We start from the raw sequence: 23,814 nt of genomic DNA, 5'->3' as shown, positions 1-23,814 counted from the left end.
GCACTCGCGAAGGGCCGCCGCACTGCACAACGGGGCTGCTTAAACCCGGGTCAGATCCGCGTCGGGATCCCGCTCTTCGTCCCGCGCCTCGCGCGCCGCGGGGCCGGGGTCGAGCTGCTTGCGCAGCCCCTCGCCCTCCACGTCCACGTTGGGCAGCGCCTTGTCCAGCCAGCGCGGCAGCCACCACGCAGACTTGCCGAGCAGGGCGAGCACCGCCGGAACGATGGCCATACGCACGATGAACGCGTCGAAGAACACCGCGATGGCGAGACCGAAGCCGATCATCTTCACCATCGACTCGGACGAGCCGATGAACCCGGCGAAGACGCTGATCATGATGACCGCGGCCGCGGTCACCACCCGGGCGCCGTGCTTGAAGCCGGTGACCACGGCCTGGCCCGGCCGCTCGCCGTGGACGAACGCCTCGCGCATCCGGGTCACGAGGAAGACCTCGTAGTCCATCGCCAGGCCGAAGACGACACCGATCATGAAGATCGGCATCATGCTCATGATCGGGCCGGGCTCCTCGACGTTGAACAGGCTCCCGCCCCAGCCCCACTGGAAGACCGCGACGACCGCGCCCAGCGCCGCCACGACGGACAGCAGGAAGCCGAGGGCCGCCTTGAGCGGCACCAGCAGCGACCGGAAGACCACCATCAGCAGCAGGAAGGCCAGCCCGACGACGAGGCCCAGGTAGGGCACGAGCGCGTCGTTCAGCTTCTTCGAGATGTCGATGTTCATCGCCGTCTGCCCGGTCACCAGCACCTCGGCGCCGGTCCCGGACTTGAGGGACTTGGCCTCGTCCCGGATGTCGTTCACCACATGCTCGGTGTCCACGCTGCTCGGCTTGTACTTGGAGATGACCGTCAGCGTGGCGGTGTCTTTGTCCTTGTTGAACATGGGCTTGCTGACCGACGCGACGCCCTTGACGTCGTGGATGGTCTGGCGGGCCTGCTCCGCGGCGCCCTCGGGGTCGTCGCTGCCCTTGGCGTCGATGACCACCATCAGCGGCCCGTTGAAGCCCGGGCCGAAGCCGTCGGACATCAGGTCGTACGCCTTGCGCTTGGTGGTGTCGGTCGGCTGCGAGCCGTCGTCGGGCAGGCCGAGCTCCAGGCTGGCCACGGGGACGGCGGCGGCGCCCAGGCCGAGCACGCCCAGCAGCAGCACCGCCACCGGGCGGCGCAGCACGAAGCGGGCCCAGCGGGTGCCCGCGTTGGGCTTCTCCTCGCCCTGTGCCTGGCCCTCCTCGCCCTTCTTGGCGGCCTTGCGGACCTTGCGGGGCAGCACCCTGGCGCCCGCGAACCCCAGCAGCGCCGGGATGAGGCTGATCGCGATCAGAACGGCGATGACCACCGTGCCCGCCGCGGCGAAGCCCATCTTGGACAGCATCGGGATGTTGACGACCGCGAGGCCGGCGAGGGCGATGACGACCGTGAGCCCGGCGAAGACGACCGCGGACCCCGCGGTGCCCACCGCGCGCCCGGCGGCCTCCTCCCGCTCCCGTCCCTCGGCCAGTTCGGCCCGGTAGCGGGAGACGATGAACAGCGCGTAGTCGATGCCGACCGCGAGGCCGATCATCATCGCCAGCGTCGAGGTCGTGCTGGACAGCCCCAGCGTGGTGGCCAGCGCGGTGATCCCGGAGATGCCGATGCCGACCCCGATGATCGCGGTGAGCAGCGGCAGTCCGGCGGCGACCAGCGAGCCGAAAGTGATCAGCAGAACGACCGCCGAGATCGCGATGCCGATGATCTCGGTGGCGCCGGTCTCCGGCATCTGCTCCAGCGCGTCACCGCCGATCTCGACCGTCAGCCCCGAGGCGCGGGCGTCCTGGCCCGCCTCCTTCAGCGCGTCCCGCGTCTTGTCCTCCAGCTCCATGGCGCTGACCTTGTACGAGGTCGAGACGTACGCCGTGGTGCCGTCCTTGCTGACCCCGCCCGCCTTGTACGGGTCGGTGACCGAGGCGACCTCGTCCGAGCCCGACTGGAGCTCGCGAACGGTCTTCTCGACGGTGGCCTTGTTGGCCGCGTCGGTCATCTTCTCGCCGGCCGGTGCCCGGAAGACCACGCGGGCGGTGGCGCCCTGCGCGTTGCCGCCCGGGAAGCGCTGCTCCAGTACGTCGAAGGCCTTCTGGGCCTCCGTCCCCGGGATGGAGAAGCTGTCGTTGGTGGGTTGCGAGGCGGTGGCGGCGCCGACCCCGGCGACCGCCAGGAGCGCCACCCAGATCAGGGCGACGAACCGACGTCGCCGGAAGGCGAATCGGCCGAGTTTATAGAGGAACGTGGCCACGAGGAGAGGTGCTCCCGTCGAGTAGGCGTGACTGGGCAGGGATGGGGAACCAGACGGCGACGAGAGCGGCGCGCCGGCTGGAGCTCTATGGGGTTGTGGGGGTGCGGCGTTGCGGGTGCCGGGTTCTGGGGAGGGGGGAGAGGGCTGCCTCAGGGGGAGGCGGGGGACAGAACACCGAGGGCGGGGAGGATCACGGCGTCGATGTAGTCGAAGAGGTAGTCGGCGTCCGGCTCCTTGGCCTCGACCAGAGACCGGGTGGTGAAGGCGCCGAGCAGCAGGTGCACGGTGTATTTGAGGGCGGGGCGGTCCGGGGCGACCTCACCGCGGTCGACGGCGCGCTTGAGCAGCATGTCGAACGCGCCGAGCTCATGGGTGATCAGGAGTTCGCGCAGCGCCTCGAGCAGATCCGGGTTCTGGTGGGCGGCCAGAGCCAGCCCCCGCATCAGCGCCGCGTCCCGCTCCCGGGCCTCGTCGCCGCACTGCACCATCTCGCGCAGATCGCCGCGCAGCGAGCCGGTGTCGATGTCCTCGAGCGAGACGGGCTTGGTGTGCCGCAGGGCGGTGGCGACCAGCGCCGGCTTGCTCTTCCACTGCCGGTAGAGCGTGGCCTTGCTGGAGTGGGTGCGGGCCGCGATCGCGTCCATGGTCAGCGCGTCGTAGCCGACCTCCGTCAGCAGTTCCATGACGGCCTGGTACAGCTCGCTCTCCCGCTCGGGGGACAGCCTGCTGCGGCGTTTATCCAATGCCTGCACCATGCCCTCCTTCCGACGCATTCGAGCGCTGCGAACGAAACGGTTTCGTACACCTCCAGAGTAAGCCCAGATCCGCCCGGCGCTTCACGAAACCACCCCGTATCGCTCGTGGTATGCGTCACAAGACCGAGTTGCCCTGAAGGGGCCGCCCCGGAAGGATGGTCGGGTGAGCGATGGTCTGTCGAACGCGCCGGGCCCGGGCGGCCGCGCGTACCTCCGGTTTCCGCACCTGCACGACGACTTGCTCTGCTTCGCCGCCGAGGACGACCTATGGGTCGCACCCCTGGCCGCGGCCGGCGAGCCCCCCGGCCGGGCCTGGCGGCTGACGGTCGACCGCACCCGCGTGGGACACCCCCGCTTCTCCCCCGACGGCTCGCACATCGCGTTCACGACCTGGCGCAGCCTCGACCCCGAGATCCATCTCGCCCCGGTCGACGGCGGCCCGGCGCGCCGGCTGACGTACTGGGGCGGCACGGACGCCCGCGTCTGCGGCTGGACGCCCCCCGACCAGGACGGCACCTCCCACATCCTGGCCGTCTCCTCCCACGACCAGCCCTTCTCCTACTTCTCCTGGGCCTACAGCCTGCCCACCGACGGCAGCCCCGGCGGGCGGCTGCCCTGGGGCCCGGTCTCCGACATCGCGGTCGCCGACACCGACGGCGAGCGCCGCACCCTCCTGCTGACCGGCAAGCCCCCGCACGAGCCCGCCTCCTGGAAGCGCTACCGGGGCGGCGCGACGGGCCGGCTGTGGCTGCACGGCACCCGCCTGGTGCCGGAGTTGAACGGACACCTGGACTCGGCGATGTTCGTCGCGGGCCGGATCGCCTTCCTCTCCGACCACGAGGGCATCGGCAACCTCTACTCCTGTCTGCCCGACGGCACCGATCTGCGGCGCCACACCGACCACGCCGACTTCTACGCCCGCCACGCCTCGACCGACGGCTCGCGCGTCGTCTACCAGTGCGCCGGCGACCTGTGGCTCGTCGACGACCTGAGCCCGCGCGCCGAGCCGCGCCGGCTGGACGTACGTCTCGGCGGGGCGCGCACCGGGCGGCGGCCGTACCAGGTCCCGGCCGCCTCGCACGTCAACTCGCTGTCCGTGGACACCACGGGCCGGGCCAGCGCGGTCTGCGTACGGGGCAGCCTGTACTGGCTGACCCACCGCGACGGCCCCGCCCGCACCCTCGCCGACACCCCCGGCGTCCGGGTCCGGCTGCCGGAGATGCTGGGCGACACCGGGCGGGTGGCGTATGTGACGGACGCCGAGGGCGAGGACGCCATCGAGATCGCGTATCTGCCGCGCGCGACGGGCCCGGAGGAGCGGCGGCGGCTGGCGGCCGGCCGGCTCGGGCGGGTGCGCGAGATGGTGGCGTCGCCGGACGGCAAGCGGCTCGCGGTGGCCGCGCACGACGGGCGGCTGCTGCTGCTCGACACATCGACGGACGCGTCGCCGGACGCGTCGCCCGACACCCCGCCGGACGCGTCGCCCGACGCCGCACCGGCGACGGAGCCGGACGGCGCGGAGCCGAACCCCGCCGCCTCACCCGACACCGACCCCGTCGACGAGGTCGGCGAGTTGATCCGGTCGACGAACGGCCCGGTACGCGACCTCGCCTTCTCCCCCGACTCCGCCTGGCTGGCCTGGTCGCACCCCGGCATCGGCCGCTCGCTGCGCCAGATAAAGATCGCGCGGCTCGCGGACCGCACGGTCGTGGACGTGACCAGCGGCCGATTCGAGGACGAGGAGCCGGTGTTCACCCGCGACGGCCGGTATCTGGCGTTCCTGTCCTGGCGCGGCTTCGACCCCGTCTACGACGTGCACACCGGCGATCTGTCGTTCCCGCTCGGCTGCCGCCCCTACCTCGTACCGCTGTCCTCGGCGACCCCCTCCCCCTTCGCGCTCTCCCCCGAGGGCCGCCCGGCGGCGGGCGGCCTCGACCGGGACGGCGCGCAGGCGGGAGGCGGCGACGGCGAGGCCGAGGGCACGGTCACGATCGAGGTGGAGGGGCTGCCCAGCCGGGTCACCGCCTTCCCGGTGGCCGCCTCGAAGTACTCGGCGCTCTACCCGGTCAGCGGCGGGGGCCTGGTGTGGCTGCGCTGGCCGATCTCCGGCGCGCTCGGCGAGACCTTCGCCAACCCGGCCGAGACCTCCTCCCGCCCCACCCTCGAACACTTCGACCTGGTCAAGGCCAAGCGCACCGAACTCACCGACGACCTGGACTGGTTCGCGGTCAGCGGCGACGGCACCCGGCTGGTCGTCAACGACGACGGCGATCTGCGGGCGGTGCCCGCCACGGAGACCGCCGACAGCGACGCCACCGTCCACATCGACATGCGGCGGATCCAGCACACCGTCGACCCGGCCGCCGAGTGGCGGCAGGCGTACGACGAGGCGGGCCGGATCACCCGCGCCTACTACTGGGAGCCGCGGATGTGCGGCGTCGACTGGGACGGGGCGCTCGCCCAGTACCGTCCGCTGGTCGAACGGGTCGCCTCCCCCGACGAGTTCGCCGACCTGCTGCGCGAGGTGCAGGGCGAGCTCGGCACCTCGCACGCGTATGTCATCCCGGCCCGCCGCAACGAGGGCCCGGCCCACTACCAGCGGCCCATCGGCCTGCTCGGCGCCAACTTCACGCGCGCCAAGGACGGGCGCTGGACCGTCTCCCGCATCCTGCCGGGCGAGTCCTCCGACTCCCGGGCGCGTTCGCCGCTCGCCGGCACCGGCATCCGCGACGGCGCCACGCTCACCCATGTCGACGGCCGCCCCGTGGACCCGGTCGCCGGCCCCTACCCGCTGCTCACCGCCGCCGGGGGCACGACCGTCGAGCTCACCTTCCAGCCCGCCGGCAGTGCCGATGGGGAGAGTCCCCCGCCGCGCCGCGTCGCGGTCCAGCCGCTCATCGACGACCGGCCGCTGCGCTACCAGGACTGGGTGGCCAAACGGCGCGCGGTGGTGCGCGAGTTGAGCGACGGGCGGTGCGGCTATCTGCACATCCCCGACATGGGCGGCTCCGGCTGGGCCCAGTTCAACCGCGATGTGCGCAGCGAGGTGTCGCTGCCCGCGCTGATCGTGGACGTACGGGGCAACGCGGGCGGCAACATCAGCGAGCTGGTCGTCGAGAAGCTCACCCGCACCATCATGGGCTGGGACCTGACCCGCCACGCCGAGCCCGTCTCGTACACCAGCAACGCGCCGCGCGGCCCGATCGTCGCGGTCGCCGACGAGATGACCTCCTCCGACGGCGACATGATCACGGCCGCGTTCAAGATCCAGGGCATCGGCCCGGTGGTGGGGCTGCGCACCTGGGGCGGGGTGGTCGGCATGACCGGCCGCCACCGGCTCGGGGACGGCACGGCCATCACCGTGCCGATGAACGCCGCGTGGTTCGACGCGTACGGGTGGGGGGTCGAGAACTACGGCGTGGAGCCGGACATCGAGGCGCCGCGCTCGCCGCTCGACTGGGCCGAGGGCCGCCATCCGCAACTGGGCGTCGCGGTGCGCACCGCGCTCGACCTGCTGGAACGCCACTCGGCGGCGACTCCCCCGGACTACTCGGACGTGCCGGACCTGCGGCGCCCGGAGCTGCCGCCGAGAAGCGGCTGAGGTGGTGGGGCGCACCCGGGCTCGGATGCGCCCCACCGAGGTACCGAGATCACGCCTTCGAGGTCACATCTCCTCGAAGGGCTCCTGGTCCTCGACGCCTTCCTCCCGGTCCCGCATCGCAGGCCCACGGCTCTCGCGGCTCTCGCGGCTCTCGCGGCTCTCGCGGCTCTCGCGCGGCGGCTGCTCGCGCCGCTGCTGCTGGCTCTGTTCGCCCTGCGCTTTGCGCTTGGTCTGCCGGGCCTTCTCGTTGAACTGGTCCTTGCTGGCCATCGATGTCACTCCTCAAGGGGTGGCAGAGGTGCCACGCGGCGTGGCCGCATGTCGATGTCGCAACCAGCGTCACATGCGGAAACACGCCCCGCATGTCGGGCGTCACGGTTTCCGCCGGTCGCCCTCCGCCCGCGCCTTCTCGTCCGCCTCGCCTCCCGCGCCCACCAGCCCGCCCCGCAGCCCGCGCGTCGCCGCGAGCCGGGGCTCGACGCGGCGCATCTCGCGCGGGCCGACGGTCCCGACCAGCGCAGGCAGCACACCCCGTACGGACTGCATGCCGCGCAGCCACCACTGTCCGTACACATGCGCCGAGCGCCGCTCGATCCCGTCCACCAGCCGGTCCACGGCCGGGCCGAGCGGATTGGTGCGGTTCGCGGGCCAGGGCAGCCGCCGCCGCAGCTCCCGCGCCACGTCGTCCTGGTCGGCGCCGCGCACCATGTCCGTGTCGGTCCAGCTGAGATAGGCCACCCCGACCCGTACGCCGCGATGGCCCACCTCAGCACGCAGACAGTGCGCGAACGCCTCGACCCCGGACTTGGACGCGCAGTACGCGGTCATCATCGGCGCCGGTGAGAGCGCGGCGAGCGAGGAGATCTGGAGCAGATAGCCGCGGCTCGCGACGAGCGCGGGCAGGAACGCGCGGGCCGTGGTGACGCTGCCCAGCAGATTGACCTCGATGACCCGCCGCCAGGCCGTCTCGTCGGTGTCGAGGAACGGACCGCCCTGGGCCACACCGGCGTTGGCCACGACGATGTCCACCCGCCCGAAGCGCGTCGCGACCTCCCCGGCCACCCGGGCCATCGCCTCGTGGTCGCTGACATCGGCGTGCCAGGAGGCGGCGTCCGTCAGCAGCCCCTCCGCCACCCGCCGCAGCCCCTCGGGCTCAAGCCCCACCAGCGCCACCCTGGCGCCCCGCGCCGACAGCTTCCGGGCCAGCAACTCCCCCACGCCCCGGGCCGCCCCGGTCACCACGGCGACCCGGCCCTCCAGACTTCCGCGCAGACCGCTCATGACTCCTCCGCTCCTCGTACTCGTCCGCTCTCGGGAACCGCCGCCCTCGCCCCGCCCACGGCTCCGTAGGTCGCCACCAGCCCGCGGATCACCCCGCTCACCGCCGCCGGATCCTCCACCGGCGCCATGTGCCCGAGCCCGTCCAGCTCGGTCACGCCGACGCACCGGGGGAGCCGGTCGGCCAGCGCCCGGGCGTGCTCCAGGGGGGTCAGCCGGTCGGCCGTGCCGGCGAGGACGGCGGTGGGGACGGCCAGCCGGCCGACCTCCGCGTCGAGGTCGAGGTCGCCGATGACCCGCGCCCACGCGGCCCGCACCGCCCGCGGGCAGTCGTGCACGATGCTCGCGCACGCGTCCACCACGGCGGGGCCCGCCTCCGGGCCCATCGTCACGTACTTCAGCAGGCGTCTGGAGAGCGGCGTCACCGGCCCGAGCGGCGCCCTCGAGCACAGCAGCGCGCGCTGCACCCGCACCCGCAGGCGCTCCCCGCGCAGCGGTACGACGCGGCCCCGCTCGATCAGCCGCGAGGAGCCGGTGTTGCACAGCAGCACGGCCGCCGCGCGCTCGCGCAGCTGCGGCCGGTCGGCGGCCGCCATGAGCGTCATGCCGCCCATGGAGTGGCCCACCACGACGGCCCGTTCCCCGGGCACGAGGGTCTGCTGGAGCACCGCCGCGAGGTCGTCGGCGAGCGCGTGGGTGCTGTAGCCGCCGGGGCCGGCGGCGGGGCTGCGGCCGTGGCCGCGCTGGTCGTACAGCACGACGCGGTGGTCGGCGGCCAGTTCGCGCACGATCGGCGCCCAGAAGGCGGTCGAGCATGTCCAGCCGTGCGCCAGCACCACGGCGGGGGCGCCCTCGGGCCCGTGCAGCTCTGCGTGGAGGCGGGAGCCGTCGGCGGAGATGACGGACAGTTCGCTCACGGCGACGGGCGGCGCGTACGGCCCCGCGGCGAGCCGCGCCGGACGGCGGCTCACCGCTCCCCCCGCCCCGCGCCCGCGCCCACCACGTCCGGGTCGGCGCCCCGCTCCGGTCGCAGCACCCGGTACTCCGTGGCGTCCACCTTCCGCGTCACCCAGCGGAACTCCGACGTCGACCCGGGCCACACGGTCGTGTTGCGCCCGTTCTGCAAGTACCAGCTGTCGCAGCCGCCCACGTTCCACACCGTACGGCTCAGCCGCTCCTGCACCCGGTCGGTCCACGCCCGCACCGCCGAGGGCCGGGCGTCCAGCGCCACCTTTCGGCCCGCGGCGCCGCCCAGCACGTCCAACTGCCGCATGAAGTCGACCAGATACGCAAGCTGGGCCTCGATGATGAGGATCATCGAGGTGGTCCCGACCCCGGTGTTGGGCCCGATGATCGTCAGGAGGTTGGGGAAGCCCGCCGCGCTGGTGCCGCGCAGCGCCTCCATGCCGTCCCGCCACTCCTCCGCGAGCGTCGTCCCGTACGCCCCGGTCACCCGGTGCGCGATCGGCATGTCGGTCACCTGGAAGCCCGTCCCGAAGATGATCGCGTCGGCCTCGGCCTCGGTGCCGTCGGCGGCGACGAGCGTGGCGCCGCGCACCTCCTTCAGCCCGGCGACGACATCGACATGGGGCTGGGCGAGGGCCGGGTAGTACTCGCTGGACAGCAGGATGCGCTTGCAGCCGATGCGGTAGTCGGGCGTCAGCCGGGCCCGCAGGGCTGGGTCTCCGATGGCCCGCCGCATATGGCCGAGGGCGACCCGCTCCACCAGCCGCAGCGAGTCGGGCCACCGGGTGAACGAGCCGGTCTGTAGCTCCCGCACCCCCCACAGCACCGCCCGCCGCAGCGCGCGGGTCGCCGGGACCTTGGTGTGCAGCCAGTGCTCGGCGGCCGAGATACGGCGGTCCATGCGCGGCAGCACCCAGGCCGGGGTGCGCTGGAAGAGGGTGAGCCGGTCCACCTCGCGGTGGATGGCGGGCACGATCTGGACGGCCGAGGCGCCGGTGCCGATCACCGCGACGCGCTTGCCGCGCAGGTCGTAGCCGTGGTCCCAGCGCGAGGAGTGGAAGACCTCGCCGGGGAAGCCGGCCAGGCCGGGGATGTCCGGGATCTTCGGGTCCGACAGCGGTCCGGTGGCGCTGACCACGACATCGGCGGTCAGCGGACCGGCCGCGGTGTCGATCTCCCAGTGCAGCGCGCGCGGGTCCCAGCGCATGGCCCGCACCTCGGCGTCGAAGCGCAGGTGCGGCCGCAGCCCGAACGTGTCGGTGACCCGCTCCAGATACGCCCGGATATGCGGCTGCCCGGAGAAGTTGCGCGGCCACTCGGGGTTGGGCGCGAAGGAGAAGGAGTACAGATGGGACGGTACGTCACAGGCGCAGCCCGGATAGGTGTTGTCCCGCCAGGTGCCCCCGACCGCCCCGGCCCGCTCCAGGACGACGACGTCGGTGATCCCCGCCCGGCGCAGCCGCACGGCCGCCCCCAGCCCGCCGAATCCGGCCCCGATCACCGCCACCCGTACGTGTTCCCGCGTCACTTCAGCACCGGTCATGGGGCCGCCTCCCGCAACACTCGGAACCGCGCCAGCGATTACTGGCACGGTTTGAGCGTAGGACAGCGGGCTACCGGGCGGTAGGGGCCGGGCGAAGGGAAGTTACCGGCGGTTCGCCCTCCCGGGTGCGGGCATAGGGTGCTGACGTGGCGACGAGCGAAGCACCCCAGGCTCCGGACGGCCCGGAGGAGATCCGCGAATACCGCGTCGCGGAGCTGGCCGAGAAGGCCGGGATCACCGTGCGCACCCTGCGCTTCTACCGGGAGCGCAAGCTCCTCCCGCCGCCGCGCCGCGAGGGCCGCATAGCCTGGTACGACGACCACCATCTCGCCCGGCTCCGGACGATCGCGGCGCTGCTGGAGCGCGGCCACACCCTCGGCGGTATCGCCGAACTCTTCGCCGCCTTCGAGAGCGGCCGCCGCGACGTCGCCGACCTCCTCGGCCTGCACCCGGCCCCCGTCTCCGTCCCGGCCTGGTCACAGGAGACACCGGTCCGGCTGGCGCCCGAAGCCCTGGCCGACTACTTCAAGGGCCAGGTGACCGCGGAAAACCTCGCCACCTCCCTCGACCTCGGCTATCTCGCGGTCGACGGCGACCAGTTGGTCCACGTCAGCCGCCGTCTCCTGGACACCTCCAGCGAGCTGGTCGACCGGGGCGTCCCGCTCGACGCCGTCCTGGAAGCGGCCCGTGAGATGCGCCGCCATGTGGACGCGATCGCCGAGATCTTCGCGGCCCTCCTGCGCACCACGGTCCTGGCCGAGCCCACATCGCGCATTGGCGAAACGGTTGAGCAGCTGCGGCCGATCGCCAAGGGCGTGGTGGACGCGGAGCTGTCGATGGCCATGGACCGCCGCATCCGCGCCGAACTCGCGGCCTGGGCCGAGACATCGGAGTGACGGTATCGCCGGCTTCAGCCCGCGAGCAGGCGCGGCGGCAGGTAGGCGGAGCTGACCCGGATGTTCCAGCCCCGGCGGCGGGCGTGGCAGGCCAGGGCCAGGATGTCGAGGTTGATGGCGGCGTCGGAGTCGCCCGCGCGGTCGGCGACCCGGTAGTGGTCGCGGTGGGCTTCGAGGGCGTCGATGAGGGCGAGGTTGAAGCTCTCCTCGTCGCCCTCGACGAGCTGGGAGAAGAGAACGCCGGGCGGCGGGAAGAACCCCCAGTTCCTGGCCTTCTCGCAGTCCTCGAGCGCACGGTCCGTGGCGGGTTCCGGGTCCACGCCCCGGAAATAGTCATGGAGCGCCCGGCGGTACGAGGCGAACGCGGAGCCGTCGCCCTCCAGGCGGGCGGAGCCGCTGAGGACGAGCGCGGCGATGTCCTCGCGCCGGCCGCCGATCAGGGCGAAGTTCAGGGCGGTGTGCCAGGCGCCGGGCCCGGCCTGATCACCGTGGTAGGCGGGGTAGCCGAGCGTGCTGCCGCCGATCGTCACCTCGACGTCCGTACCGGGCTCGGCGAGCGTGGTACGGAACAGCGCCGCGCCCAGTTCGGCGGCGAGGCGCAGGTTTTGCAGCTGCTGGTCCGTGACGTCGGCGGTGAGCGAGGCGCGGGCCTTGAAGAGGAGGTCCTGGTAGCGCACGGCATCCGACAGGTCCCAGGCGGAGAGCGGCTTTCCGTCCTCCGACGTCAGGGCCTCCCTGGTGTACTGCTCGAACAGGGCCTCGCTCTCCGGGTGCATCTCGCGAGGGGCTTCGGGCCGTTCGACCACCACCGGCCCGGCGGCCAGCGCGGCGACCGCGTCCGGGCGCCGGACGCGGCCGTACGCCTGGACCCGTGGCCCCGCGGTCTCGAACCCGGTCACCAGCGCCCGCGGGAGATACCCGGTGTCGATGGGCGGCTGCCAGCCCTCGCGGCGGTACGCGAGCGCGGCCAGCGCCAGCGGAAGGAGCGGCAGTAGCGTGCGGGGCCTGGCACCGGGGCCGGGGATGGCGCTGTGCGGGAGCAGCAGGTTGGCCAGCGCGGTGCGGAAGGAGTCCTGGTCCCCGGTGGTCAGGGCGCGCAGCGCGTGCAGCCCGATGGACTGCGGCCGGTCGAGCAGGCCGCCCTCGGCGTCGAGGGTTCGTATCCGGGCGAGCGCGGCGTCGAGCGCGGCGAGCTTCTGTTCCCTGGTCGGCGGGTAGTCCGCGTCGTCGTCTCCCGTGTCCCCGATGACATACGCCATGAAGCCGCGGGTGAGCTCGACGGCGGGCTGCCCGGCCCCGCCCTCGTCGAACGGCTTGCGGGCGAAGTGGAACGCCTCGCCGTGCCAGGAGGCCTTGTCGGAGAGGACCGCCAGGCAGAAGGCGTCGAGCCACTCCCCCGGGGTCACGGACTCCGGATCGCCCTCCGCCCCGCGGTCGTAGTTGATCCCGAAGTTCGCGTAGTTGAGGAAGACCTGGAAGTCGTTGGTCGGGTAGTACGCGGCGTACGCCACGGCACCGGCGGCGGCCTCGGTGGCGTCGTCGAGGACGGCCTTGGCCTCCGGGGTGTCGAGGTCGGGCGTCTCGACGGAGAGCGCCCCCAGGTAGTCGAGGAACTCCTCCGAGATCAGCTGCCACTCGTAGGTGGCGATCGGGCCGGCCTTCGACATGGAGTGGACCGTCGAACCGATCCTGTTGGCGAAGTCGTCACGGGCCGCCGAAACCGCCGCCTCGCCCACCTGGTGCCGCTCTATCCGCACTGCTCCGCTCCCCGTTCACCAGTCTCGGCGCAGCAGCCTACGCGGGGGCGCTCGCGGCCTATGAGGCGGGCGCGTCCGGCGCCGCCATGGGCACCGGGAACGCGAACCGGGGCTCCGCGCCCGACAGCCACGCGCCGATCGCGAAGGCCGCCGCCGCCTCGATGTACACCGCGCGGGCGAGCCCGCCGCAGGGGATGGGGGCGCAGCCCATGGAGGTGATGAGTTCGGCGGTCCGGTCGAGGGCGGCGGGGTCGTCGCCGCAGAACGGGACGGCCAGCGGGGCGCCCTCGAACGCCGGACGGGGCAGGGTCCAGATGCTGTCGTGGCAGAGGTTGAACGCCTTGACCACATGGGCGCCGGGCGCGGCGTCCGCCATCCGCCGGGCGATGGAGGTCGTGCCGCCGGTGGACAGCGTCAGGCCGTCGTCGGTCGGGACCAGGGGGTTCGAGCAGTCGATCACCGTGCGGCCGGCGAGGGTGTCCGCGAGCCCCTTGACCAGCTCGGGCGCCACCTCCGCCGGGACCGCCGCCAGGACGGCCTCGCCGTGCGCCGCCGCGTCGGCGAGCGTGCCGTGCCCGGCGGCGCCGGTCCGCGCGGCGGTCGCCGCGGCCGCCGCGCGGTCGCGCCCGCCGATCAGGACGTCGTGTCCGGCGCGTACCCACGCCCCGCCCAGCGTCGTGGCCATCCCGCCCGTGCCCAGAATGCCGATGCGCATGAGTTCTCCCGTCGTGAGAAACCGTGGTGACGACGGGGACTTTAGGGAGGCCGACGCACACCGCCCGGTGTGTATCGCGCAGGGCCTACGCGCCGACGCTCTGGTCGTCGGCCGCGAACGAGACGACCCACGACAGCGCCGCGTTCCAGTTGATGGCGACCTCGTTGGTCGACCACGACTGGATGTCGTCGAGGTAGCAGAACTGCGGCGCGGGCCGCTGGGGCGGATCGACCGTGCGGTCGATCAGCACCCTGCTCGCCTTCGGATCCTCAAGGTTCACGTTCGCGCCGCCGGCGATCGCACCGGCCGGGGGTTCCGGCAGCGTCGGATCGAGCTCGTGGCTGTAGAGGCGGCTGTGCTGGTTGTGGGAGTTGTGCCGGCCGTATCCGGTCACATAGGACTCGTTGAGGGCGTTGCGGCCGAGGATGTAGTCCAGCCCTTCCAGTACGCCGTCGCGGTAGCGCTGGTCGCCGGTCAGGTCGAAGGCGGTCGCGATGACGGCGAGCTTGTCGAGCACCATGCTGTTGGAGCCCCAGACGAACTCGCTGTCCGCGAGCGGCACGCCGTATGCCTGGCCCTGCGCCGTCTGGAGGTACCGGTCGGCGGCGGCCACCACCGAGGCGCGGGCGGCGTTCCGGTCGGCGTCCGGCAGTTGGCTTTGCACGGTCGCCAGGTCGAGCCGGCCGAGCGCGGCGACCTGCTGCCAGCCGAACCCGGACGGCGGGAACGGATCACCGGTCGCATAGGGCGAGGCCCGCAGGGCGTCGAGGAACGGCTGCTCGCCGGTGGTGATGAACAGTTCGGCGGCCGCCCAGTAGAACTCGTCGGTGACATCCGTGTCGTCGTACGGGCCGCCCCCGGTCGCGTCGGCCTTGCTGGCGTAGAGGTTCTGGTGCGCCTGCGCGGCGGCCCAGGCGGTACGGGCGGCGGTCAGGCAGCGCTGGGCGAAGGCCTGGTCGAAGGGCGCGTACAGCCGGGCGCCCTGCGCGGCGGTCGCGACCAGGTTGAGCGTCGCCGCCGTGGACGGCGGGTGCAGATGGCGTGGCTGCGGGTCCTGGTCCGGAGGCATCGGCAGCCCGGTCCAGTTGTCGTCGTGCACTTTGTGGTGGGCCATCCCCGCGAGGGGCGCTCCGGCGGGGACCTGCATGCGCAGCAGGAACTCAAGCTCCCAGCGCGCCTCGTCGAGGACGTCAGGTACGCCGTTGCCGCTCTCGGGAATGTGCAGGTCGCCGTCGCCCGGCGGCCCCAGGCGCCCCCGGGGCACGGTCAGCGTCCGCTCGTACAGGCTGAGGAGCTGGTAGGTGGCGATGCCGCCGTTGACCACGTACTTGCCCTCGTCCCCGGCGTCGTACCAGCCGCCGCTCACGTCCAGCTGATAGTCGCCGACACCCGGCTGGCAGGGCACGCTGGTGTCGCCCTGGTTGGGGGTGACGCCGATGTGTCCGGCCGGGCGCGCGTATCCGGGCGCCAGCGCGTCGGTGATGGGGATGCCGCTGCGCTGGACGTAGAAGAAGCGCAGGGCGTCGGAGTGCAACTGGTCATAGGCGGTGGCGGTGATGTCGAACGGGTAGCTGGTCTGCCCGTCGACGCTCAGCGTGTACCCGGTGCCGGACTGCGTCACCGCGCCGAAGTCCAGCGTGTGCACCTGCTGCCCGGAGGAGGTGTCCATCCCGGCCGGCGTCGAGGTGCCGGACGCGACGGTGGCCCCGGCGCTGTCGTTCACCTGCCAGGGGATCGGTCCGGGCGCGTCCGTCACGACGGTCGCGTGTTTCGGTCCGAACGGCAGGTAGCCGACCTGGTTGACCCGCACCCTCGGGCCGGTGTCCGGCACATAGCGGGGCACCGGATCGCCGCCTATGAGGGACACCCCGCCCACACAGCACACCCAGGGCGCGGGCTCTCCGCCGAGCAGGAAGAGGACCTGGCCACGGTCGGTGTCGAGGGAGGACGTGAAGGTGAACGTGTACGGCTGTTCCGGACCGAGGGCGATGTCCTGTGAGAACGTACCGGGGTAATTCGGGGCCTGGTCGAGCTGGACCCGGGCCGTCACCGCCGACGGCGGATTCGCCGAAGCGGTGAACGAGAAGGTGTACGACCTGCCCTGTTGCAGCCAGATGTCGCTCTGCCCCACGATGACGTCGGCCGGGAGCTGGGTGCCTCCCGGTACGTCGACGCACAGTTTCCCGCCCGCGACGGAAACGGGGGCCGCCTGCACGGTGAACCAGCCGCTGGTGCCTTCACTGAAATCCCCGTTGAAAACCTTTTCCCGTGGATCCTGTGCCATATTTCCAGCGTGCGCGGCATTCACCCCTTATGCCACTCAGGCAGCCCCCGAAGTCCGCGCGCTATTCCTTGACCGCCCCCGAGTTCGCCCCCTGCACGAAGTAGCGCTGGAAGCAGAAGAACAGCGCCGCCACCGGCAGCGTCGCCAGCAGGGCCGCCGCCAGCTTCAGCGGGTACTGCGTACCGCCGCCGAGGCCGCCGGAGATGAACCGCGCGAGCCCGGTCGTCAGCGTCTCGTACTGGCCGGACTGAGTGGACACCAGGAAGTGCGTGAACTCGTTCCACGAGCCCTGGAAGGACAGGATCGTCAGGGTGATCAGCGCGGGCCGGGCCATCGGCAGCACCACCGACCAGAACGTCCGGATCACCCCGGCGCCGTCCACCCGCGCGGCCTCCTCGACCTCCCGGGGGATCGACTCGAAGAACTGCTTCATGATGAAGATCCCGGCCGCGTCCACCATCAGCGGAAGGATCATGCCGGTGTAGGAGTCGAACAGCCCGAAGGTGTTCAGCACCAGGAACTTCGGGATCAGCAGCGCCACTCCGGGCACCGCCATCACCGCGAGGACGAAGCCGAAGAGCAGCGAACGGCCCCGGAAGCGCAGCCGCGCCAGCGCGTACCCCGCCATCGAGTCGAACAGCACCCGCCCGGCGGTAACCACGACCGCGACGAAGGCCGAGTTGCCCAGCCAGCGCAGGAACGGCACCCCGTCCCCGGCCGCCTGGCTCAGCCCGAACAGCCGCTGGTAGGCGGCGGTCGTCGGGGTGGTGGGCACCAGCCCGAGGGGGTTCGCCGCCGCGTCCGGGTCCGTCTTGAACCCGGTCACCAGCTGGAGTACGAACGGCAGCAGATACAGCAGCCCGACCCCCACCACCAGCGAGTACCCCAGCACCCGCAGCGGCAGCGGGAACCGGCCGAGCACCGGGCGCGCCTGCGCCCGGGCGGCCGCGGACTTGGCGTTCATCGATTCCTCCCGGGGCGGGGGCCGCGCTCCCGCAGCGCCCAGCGCTGGAGGGCGGTGATGCACAGGATCAGCGCGAGCAGGATGAAGGCGATGGCCGCGCCCTGCCCGAAGTCGGAGCCGTCGAAGGCGGCCGAGTACGACAGGAAGGCCGGCGTCAGCGTGGTGTTGCCCGGGGCGCCCTGGCCCATCACATACACCTGGTCGAAGACCTGCCAGGTGGAGATCGTGCCCAGGGTGAGGACGAGGAAGAACACCGGCCGCAGCGCGGGCAGCGTGACATAGCGCAGCATCTGGCGGCGGTTCACGCCCTCGATGGCGGCCGCCTCCTCCAGCTCGCGCGGGATGTCCTGGAGGGCCGCGAGGAAGATCAGCATGAAGGTGCCGGAGGTCGTCCACACGGCGAGCAGGATGATCGTGCACATCGCGACGGACGGCCCGGACAGCCACTCGTACCAGGAAAGACCCATGAAGGAGTGGTCGGCCAGCACACCCGTGGCGTGCTCGGGGTCGACGATCCCCAGGGCGCCGAGCAGCAGCGAGAGCACCCCGCGCGAGTCGGAGAACCAGTTCGGGCCCTTCACCCCGATCCAGGACAGCAGCGTGTTGACCGCCCCGCTGCCCTGGAAGAGGAAGAGAAAGACGGTGGAGACCGCGATCGAGCTGGTGACCGACGGGAAGAAGAACGTGGTGCGCAGGGCGCCCCGCGCGCGCAGCAGCTTCTGGTTGACGATCAGCGCCAGCACCAGCGCCAGCCCCGTCTGGAGCGGCACGGTCAGCGCCACGTAGTAGACGTTGTTGCGCAGCGAGGTCGCGAACAGGGTGCGGTCGAGGCCGTCCTCGGTGAGCAGCGCCCGGTAGTTGTCCAGGCCGACGAACTTCGCCTGCCCGCTGAACGGGTTGGACTGACCGTTCCAGTCGAGCAGCGAGACCCACGCGGCCATCAGGATCGGCAGCACCAGGAACAGGCCGAGGATCAGCACCATGGGGCTGACGAACAGCCAGCCCCAGGCGCCTTCACCGCGGCGGCGCCCCGCGGACGGGGTGTTTGGGGTGCGGGGCGCCGGCGCGGGGCCGGACCCGCCGGGCGCGTCAGGCGCGCCCGGCGAACCGGCCGTACGGGGACCCCCGCCGCCGGCCGCGGGGGCCGGGCGGGGGCCGGTCGACGCGCCGCCGGAGGTGCGGCGCGCCGTGCGGGGGGTGGTACGGAACGGCATGACGGCTCAGTTGCCCTTCGCGAGGGCCTGTTCGCCGTTGCGCTGGAGGTCGGCGAGGATCTTCTTCGGGTCGGTGGTGGGCAGCGACTGGAGTTCGGTGTTGAACTGGCTGAGCACCTTGTCGAATCCGGCGATGGTCACCGGGCCCTGCGCGTAGGCGTTGGCGTCGACCCAGGCCTTGGAGTCCGGCTCCTGCTTCGCGTACTCGGCGAGGGCGCTGGTGCGCGAGGGCATCACGCCGAAGCCCTCGGCGAACTTCAGCTGCTGCTCACCGGAGCTCAGGTACTTCACCAGGTCCACCGCGGCCGACCGGTGGGCGCTCTCGGCGGCCACGCCCCAGCAGTTGCTGAAGGCCAGCGTGCCCTTCCCGGCCGGGCCCGCGGGCAGCTCGACCACCTTGTACTTGACGTCCGGGTAGTCGAGCTTCATGGCGCCGGTCAGCCAGTTGCCCTCGATGGTCATGGCGGCCTTGCCCTTGCCGAGGGCCTCGCCGCCCCAGCTGGTGTCGACCTGCTTGGCGTACTTCATCGAGCCGGACTTCAGCAGGGACTTCACAAAGCCGAGCCCCTCGGCGTTCTTCGCGCCGTCGGCGGTCATCTTGGTCTGCCCGGCGTCGGTTATCCAGCCGCCCGCCTGCTTCATGAAGACGCCGAGCCGCTGGTACTCGTCGCTGGTGACCAGGCCGGTGACGCCGTCCCCGGTCAGCTTGCCCGCGACCTTCCGCAGCTCCTCCCAGGAGGTCGGGTAGTCCTTCTCGGTCAGCCCGGCCTTCTTCCACAGGTCGGTGTTGATGGCGAGGGCAAGGGTGGAGGTGTCCTTCGGCAGACACACCAGCTTGCCGTCGTAGGAGAAGGAGGCGCGCAGCTGCTCGGCGAAGTCGTCCTTGTCCTTGATCTTGTCGCCGTAGGCGTACAGGGAGCCGGCCTTGGCGTAGTTGGCGAACATGTCGGAGTTGACGTAGAAGACGTCCGGCGCCTTGTGCCCGGCGAAGCCCTGGGCCAGCTGCTGGTTCATGTCCTTGGCGGTCTCTACGGTGACCTTGTTGCCGGACTGCTTCTCGTACGCGGCCGCAGCGTCCTTGACTGCCTTGGTCTCGGCGTCACCCGAGGTGGCGATCAACACCTTGAGGTTCTGCTTGGCGCTGGTGTCCTGCTTCGTCTCCTTGTCGTCGCTGAAACTCGACGAACAGCCGGTGGCTGCCAGGAGTGCCGCGCAGGTGACGAGGGCGGCGGCGGCCGTGCGGGGGACCATGATTCCTCCGTGGATTCGGGATGGTACGGGCGGCTCTATGGGGGGTGGAGGAGAGGGTGAGGTTTGGGGGCGCGACGCGTCAGAGCGCCGCGGTGTCGGGGCCCGGCGCGTCGGGACTTGTCGTGTCGGGGCCCGGCTCCTCCGGACCCGGCGCCTCCGGGCCGGGCCTGGAGGCGCTGTCGCGGACGACGAGGGACGGCTCCAGCAGGACGCGCTCCGGCGGCCCGGCCGGGGCGGCTATCCGCGCCAGCAGCAGCCGTACGCACTCCCGCCCGACCGCCTCCAGCGGCTGGGCGACCGTGGCCAGGGAGGGCGAGAGAATCCCGGCGGTCGGCGAGTCGTCGAAGCCGACCACCGCGACATCCCGGCCCGGGACGGCGCCCCGGTCGCGCAGCGCGTGGTAGCAGCCGAGCGCCAGGACGTCGCTGGCCGCGACCACGGCCGTGGCACCCGCGTCCAGTAAGGGCTTCACGGCGATCCTGGCCGCCTCGATGTCCCCCAGGCTCTGCGCGCGCAGACCGCGCGTCGGCAGCCCGTGCCAGCGCATGGCCCGCCGCCAGCCGTCGGCACGGTCGTCACCGACGCCGGAGCCGCGCGGCCAGCCCAGGAAGGCGATCCTGCGGTGCCCGAGGGCGATCAGGTGCTGCACGGCGGCGTCCGTGCCCGAGGCGCCGTCGACGTCGACCCAGTCGCCGATCTGCCGCCCCGACCACATCCGGCCGAAGCCGACGAACGGCACGCCCCGCTTGGCGAGCCACGCCTGGCGCGGGTCCTGGCGGCCGGTGTCGCTGAGCACGAAGCCGTCGACGTCGTACTGGTCGAGCAGCTCCTCGTACCCCGCCAGGCTCGGGCCGCCGGGCGCGCTGGCGAACAGCAGCATCCGGTAGCCGGCCTCGTCGGCGGCCTCGGACAGGGCGTGCAGAAAACGGTCCATGACCGGGGCCGTGACCCCGGGCGGGGTGGGCTGGATGCCGTAGCCGATGAGCTTGCTGGAGCGCGTGCGCAGCGTCTGCGCGGCGCGGCTCGGGCGGTAGCCCATCTCGTCGATCGCCTGGCGGACCCGCTCCAGGGTCTCGGCGCGCAGCAGGTCCGGCGAGTTGATCGCGTTGGACACCGTCTGCGTCGAGACTCCGGCCCTGCGGGCGACCATGGCAAGGGTCACGGGGCCGCCCTTCGACGAGGGACTGCTGGTGGAGCGGGGCATACGGCCTCCGACGTACGAGGTCCTGGGGTCCTAGCAGATTCTCACAAGCTTGATTTGAGCGTTCCAAAGGCATTGTCAGTCCTCTGAAGAGGTCGTTACTGTCTTTGGAACGATCAAACGTTGAGAGGTTCTACTCTTTTGGACACCACTGTCAAGGCCCAGGACACCAACAGCTCGGTCACGGCCCCCACCTCCGTGGCCCAGGACCTACAGCCGTTCCTGCACGACGCGGTTGTCACGCTGTACGCGCCGAGCTTTGTGATCTCGCGTGCGGACGGGCAGCTCGACGGGGGTGCGGACGGCTTCTACCACGGCGACAGCAGGGCGCTGTCCCGGCTGACCGTCACCACCGGGTCCATCCCGCTGGCCCCGGTCGTCGGCGGGCTCAGGGGGGCCGACCGGGCGGACTTCCGGGCGATCCTGCGGGGGCTCGGCGAGGTGACGCCCGACCCGGCGGTCGCCCTGGAGCGCCGCCGGACCGTCGCGTCCGGCCGGCTGGAGGAGAACTTCGAGGTCAGCAACGCGGGCACCCAGCGGGTCGGCTTCCGGCTGACGATCACGGCCGCCACCGACCTCGCCCTGATGGAGCGGGTGAAGTCGGGCCACACCGTGGACGAGGTACCGGCGCAGGCCGAAGGCGCCGCAGGTCTCGCCTGGTCCCGCGACGAGTTCGCCGTACGCCTGGTCAGCGAGCCCGCGCCGGACGCGCTGGACGCGTCCGAGGGCCGGCTGTCGTACGACGTCGAACTGGACCCCGGCACCTCGTGGACGGTGACCCTGCGCTGCACGGCGGGGTACGCGGACGGCGACCAGTTCCCCGCGGGCCCCGCGGACTCCGTGCCGTGGCGCACCCCGACCCTGCGCAGCGCGGACCGCCGCTTCGACCAGTGGCTGGACCAGTCGGTCGCCGACGCGGACCGGCTGCGCCTGGTGGACCCGCAGTCCGACGAAGGGCTCAGGGTCGGGGTGGGCGGCGTGGATCAGTTCCTGGCCGCGGGCGCCCCCTGGTTCCTGACCCTCTTCGGCCGCGACTCGCTCTGGGCCGCCCGCATGCTGCTCCCGCTCGGCACCGACCTCGCGGCCGGCACCCTGCGCACCCTCGCCCGCCGCCAGGGCGGGGTGGTCGACCCGACCACGGAGGAGCAGCCGGGCAAGATCCTGCACGAAGTGCGGCGCGGCACCCAGAACTTCGCGGAGACGTTCTCCCTCCCGCCGGTCTACTACGGCACGGTGGACGCCACGCCCCTGTGGCTCACCCTGCTCCACGACGCCTGGCGCTGGGGCATGGCCCCGGAGCAGGTGGAACAGCTGCTGCCGCACGCCGAGTCGGCGCTCGGGTGGCTGCGCGACCAGGCGGAGGCGGGCGGCGACGGCTTCCTCAAGTACGTCGACCGGACCGGCCGCGGCCTGGCCAACCAGGGCTGGAAGGACTCCGGCGACTCCATCCGCCACCGCGACGGCCGCCTCGCCGACGCGCCGATCGCGCTGTGCGAGGTACAGGCGTACGCGTACGAGGCCGCGCGGGGCGGAGCGGCGCTGCTGCGCGAGTTCGGGCGGCCGGGCGCGGACGGTTGGGAGGAGTGGGCCGACGGGCTCGCCACCCGCTTCCGGAACCGCTTCTGGGTGGAGGACGAGCGGGGCCCGTACCCGGCGGTCGCGCTGGACCGCGACGGCCGGCCGGTGGACTCCGTCACCTCGGGCTTCGGCCACCTCCTCGGCACGGGCCTGCTGAACCGGGAGGAGAGCGCGGCGCTGGCGGCCCGGCTGACCGGCCCCGACCTCGACTCGGGCCACGGCCTGCGCACGCTGAGCAGCGACTCGGTGGGCTTCAACCCGTTCGGCTACCACATCGGTTCGATCTGGCCGCACGACACCGCGATCGCCGTGCACGGCCTGGTCAAGGCCGGGTTCCCGGACGCGGCCGCGCCGCTGGCGGCGGGCCTGCTGACGGCGTCGGCGGGGTTCGCGGCCCGGCTGCCCGAGCTGTTCGCGGGCCACGGCGCCGAGGCGGGCCCGCACCCCGCCCCGTACCCGGCGTCCTGCCGCCCCCAGGCGTGGGCGGCCGCCTCCGCGGTCTCGGTGCTCGGCGCGTCCCTGGGCCTGGACGCGGACGTCCCCGGCGGCACGGTCACCGTCGCCCCCACCTTCGCCCGGACGTACGCCCCGCTGACGGTGACGGGGCTCCAGGTCGGCGGGGACCAGCTGGACGTCGCGGTGGCGGCGGACGGGACGGTGAGCGTGGCGGCACCGGAGGGACTGACGGTGGTCATGGCCTGACGCGGCACTCGAGGGCCGACGGATCCGATGCACACCGCACGGTGTGCATCGGATCGGGCAGGATGCGGACATGGAGCAGCCGACCTGCCCGCGAGCCGCCGCGCGCGAAAACACCAGGGCCGTATCGGACGCCACGTCGGACGTGTACACCGCGGACTGCCACGCCCGCCTCGCGTTCGAGGTGCTCGCGAACCGCTGGGACAGCGTCGTGGTCTACACCCTCGGCGCGGGCGGCCCGATGCGGCCCCGGGCGCTGATCGCGAGCATCGGCGGGATCAGCGCCAAGGTCCTCAACGACGCGCTGCGGCGCCTGGAGTACAACGGCCTCGTCGAGCGCCGTACGTACGCGGAGGCGCCGCCGCGCGTCGACTACGCGCTCACCGAGGCCGGCACCGCCCTGCTCGTTCCCATGCGCGCGATGGGCGCGTGGGCGAAGCGCCACACGGACGACGTGCTGGCCGCGCAGGAGCGGTTCGAGAACCCGGGCGCCCGGGCAGGGAATCGCCGGTACCGTCACCAGGCATGACGAATCAGCTGTCGCCGAGCGCGGTCCACGAGCTCCTCTACGAGCTGTGCGTCGACCTCGGTTTCTGCCTTCCGCCGCACGAGCAGCGCCGGCTGCGCGAGGCGCCGCCCGCCGACGCGGACGAGTTCACCGATGCCGTCTTCAGGGCGGAGGGGCTGGACCCGGCCGAATCCGGGCTGCGGCCCAGGGTCCGAGACGTCGTCGAACGGCACATGCGCGGCGAGTGACCCTGATCACCCGCGAGCCCTTAAGCTGCCCGGGGAGGACTGAGCTCCAAACAGAACATACGGGGGACGG

Annotated in this window: 17 protein-coding genes and 1 pseudogene; 5 read left to right on the top strand and 13 right to left on the bottom strand. The window is 72.4% G+C overall.

Translation table 11 applies throughout. From position 1 onward, the window contains the following. Nucleotides 1-39: 39 nt before the first annotated feature. Together ACZ4WQ_RS16400 and ACZ4WQ_RS16395 are read right to left on the bottom strand one after the other, a co-directional pair. Nucleotides 40-2,286, bottom strand: a complete 2,247-nt coding sequence (locus tag ACZ4WQ_RS16400) for an MMPL family transporter (protein ID WP_361183054.1) — start codon at nucleotides 2,284-2,286, stop codon at nucleotides 40-42. Nucleotides 2,287-2,435: 149 nt separating this feature from the next. Next, nucleotides 2,436-3,041: a TetR/AcrR family transcriptional regulator gene (locus ACZ4WQ_RS16395; protein WP_311726383.1), complete on the bottom strand. Its 606-nt coding sequence runs from the start codon at nucleotides 3,039-3,041 to the stop codon at nucleotides 2,436-2,438. 163 nt (nucleotides 3,042-3,204) lie between these two features. On the opposite strand from ACZ4WQ_RS16395, the gene ACZ4WQ_RS16390 reads away from it, so the two are divergent. Continuing rightward, the gene (locus tag ACZ4WQ_RS16390; RefSeq protein ID WP_398370832.1) at nucleotides 3,205-6,642 is read left to right on the top strand and encodes a S41 family peptidase; all 3,438 of its coding nucleotides are present in this window, start codon (nucleotides 3,205-3,207) and stop codon (nucleotides 6,640-6,642) included. Between the two features lie 63 nt (nucleotides 6,643-6,705). Here the strand turns inward: ACZ4WQ_RS16390 and ACZ4WQ_RS16385 are convergent, their stop codons facing one another. The 4 genes from ACZ4WQ_RS16385 to ACZ4WQ_RS16370 all read right to left on the bottom strand — a co-directional run bounded on the left by ACZ4WQ_RS16385 (nucleotide 6,706) and on the right by ACZ4WQ_RS16370 (nucleotide 10,429). Then, nucleotides 6,706-6,912 (bottom strand): hypothetical protein, encoded by a 207-nt coding sequence (locus ACZ4WQ_RS16385; protein WP_398370830.1) that lies wholly within the window; start codon nucleotides 6,910-6,912, stop codon nucleotides 6,706-6,708. A 102-nt stretch (nucleotides 6,913-7,014) separates the two neighbouring features. Beyond that, nucleotides 7,015-7,923, bottom strand: a complete 909-nt coding sequence (locus ACZ4WQ_RS16380) for an SDR family oxidoreductase (protein WP_398370828.1) — start codon at nucleotides 7,921-7,923, stop codon at nucleotides 7,015-7,017. Continuing rightward, a complete protein-coding gene (locus ACZ4WQ_RS16375) occupies nucleotides 7,920-8,891 on the bottom strand; it encodes an alpha/beta fold hydrolase (RefSeq protein WP_398370826.1) in 972 nt (323 codons plus the stop codon). Before ACZ4WQ_RS16375 ends, ACZ4WQ_RS16380 begins: the two co-directional genes overlap by 4 nt. After that, on the bottom strand, nucleotides 8,888-10,429 hold the full coding sequence (locus tag ACZ4WQ_RS16370; protein ID WP_468022249.1) for a flavin-containing monooxygenase: 1,542 nt from the start codon (nucleotides 10,427-10,429) through the stop codon (nucleotides 8,888-8,890). The genes ACZ4WQ_RS16375 and ACZ4WQ_RS16370 overlap by 4 nt, the downstream gene beginning before the upstream one ends. Before the next feature lie 146 nt (nucleotides 10,430-10,575). Between ACZ4WQ_RS16370 and ACZ4WQ_RS16365 the strand changes: the two genes are divergently transcribed. Beyond that, nucleotides 10,576-11,325: a MerR family transcriptional regulator gene (locus tag ACZ4WQ_RS16365; RefSeq protein ID WP_468022248.1), complete on the top strand. Its 750-nt coding sequence runs from the start codon at nucleotides 10,576-10,578 to the stop codon at nucleotides 11,323-11,325. A 14-nt stretch (nucleotides 11,326-11,339) separates the two neighbouring features. On the opposite strand, the gene ACZ4WQ_RS16360 is transcribed toward ACZ4WQ_RS16365, so the two are convergent. From ACZ4WQ_RS16360 to ACZ4WQ_RS16330, 7 genes and pseudogenes are all read right to left on the bottom strand, one after another. Then, nucleotides 11,340-13,082: an immunity 49 family protein gene (locus tag ACZ4WQ_RS16360; RefSeq protein ID WP_468022247.1), complete on the bottom strand. Its 1,743-nt coding sequence runs from the start codon at nucleotides 13,080-13,082 to the stop codon at nucleotides 11,340-11,342. Between the two features lie 499 nt (nucleotides 13,083-13,581). Continuing rightward, nucleotides 13,582-13,767: pseudogene (locus ACZ4WQ_RS16355) on the bottom strand (NAD(P)-binding domain-containing protein); the annotation flags it as partial. A 115-nt stretch (nucleotides 13,768-13,882) separates the two neighbouring features. Next, nucleotides 13,883-16,081, bottom strand: coding sequence for a glycoside hydrolase family 9 protein (locus tag ACZ4WQ_RS16350; protein WP_468022246.1), 2,199 nt, complete (start codon nucleotides 16,079-16,081; stop codon nucleotides 13,883-13,885). A gap of 61 nt (nucleotides 16,082-16,142) precedes the next feature. Further along, nucleotides 16,143-17,045: a carbohydrate ABC transporter permease gene (locus ACZ4WQ_RS16345; protein ID WP_311726402.1), complete on the bottom strand. Its 903-nt coding sequence runs from the start codon at nucleotides 17,043-17,045 to the stop codon at nucleotides 16,143-16,145. Next, on the bottom strand, nucleotides 17,042-18,028 hold the full coding sequence (locus ACZ4WQ_RS16340) for a carbohydrate ABC transporter permease (protein WP_394816797.1): 987 nt from the start codon (nucleotides 18,026-18,028) through the stop codon (nucleotides 17,042-17,044). The genes ACZ4WQ_RS16345 and ACZ4WQ_RS16340 overlap by 4 nt, the downstream gene beginning before the upstream one ends. 237 nt (nucleotides 18,029-18,265) lie before the next feature. Further along, nucleotides 18,266-19,510 carry a sugar ABC transporter substrate-binding protein gene (locus ACZ4WQ_RS16335; RefSeq protein WP_311726404.1) on the bottom strand — a complete coding sequence of 415 codons (1,245 nt, stop codon included), beginning with the start codon at nucleotides 19,508-19,510 and terminating at the stop codon, nucleotides 18,266-18,268. A 79-nt stretch (nucleotides 19,511-19,589) separates the two neighbouring features. Next, nucleotides 19,590-20,714, bottom strand: coding sequence for a LacI family DNA-binding transcriptional regulator (locus ACZ4WQ_RS16330; protein ID WP_311726405.1), 1,125 nt, complete (start codon nucleotides 20,712-20,714; stop codon nucleotides 19,590-19,592). 138 nt (nucleotides 20,715-20,852) lie between these two features. Here ACZ4WQ_RS16330 and ACZ4WQ_RS16325 point away from each other — a divergent pair, with 138 nt between their 5' ends. The 3 genes from ACZ4WQ_RS16325 to ACZ4WQ_RS16315 all read left to right on the top strand — a co-directional run bounded on the left by ACZ4WQ_RS16325 (nucleotide 20,853) and on the right by ACZ4WQ_RS16315 (nucleotide 23,744). Further along, nucleotides 20,853-22,991, top strand: a complete 2,139-nt coding sequence (locus ACZ4WQ_RS16325) for an amylo-alpha-1,6-glucosidase (RefSeq protein WP_311726406.1) — start codon at nucleotides 20,853-20,855, stop codon at nucleotides 22,989-22,991. 70 nt (nucleotides 22,992-23,061) lie between these two features. Next, nucleotides 23,062-23,517, top strand: a complete 456-nt coding sequence (locus ACZ4WQ_RS16320) for a winged helix-turn-helix transcriptional regulator (RefSeq protein ID WP_468022245.1) — start codon at nucleotides 23,062-23,064, stop codon at nucleotides 23,515-23,517. Continuing rightward, a complete protein-coding gene (locus ACZ4WQ_RS16315) occupies nucleotides 23,514-23,744 on the top strand; it encodes a hypothetical protein (RefSeq protein ID WP_311726408.1) in 231 nt (76 codons plus the stop codon). The genes ACZ4WQ_RS16320 and ACZ4WQ_RS16315 overlap by 4 nt, the downstream gene beginning before the upstream one ends. Nucleotides 23,745-23,814 lie beyond the last annotated feature (70 nt).

Source organism: Streptomyces sp. NPDC028305 (genome assembly GCF_055569495.1).
Note: the sequence above shows the minus strand (reverse complement) of the source record. Positions and strands in the feature narration are given on the sequence as shown.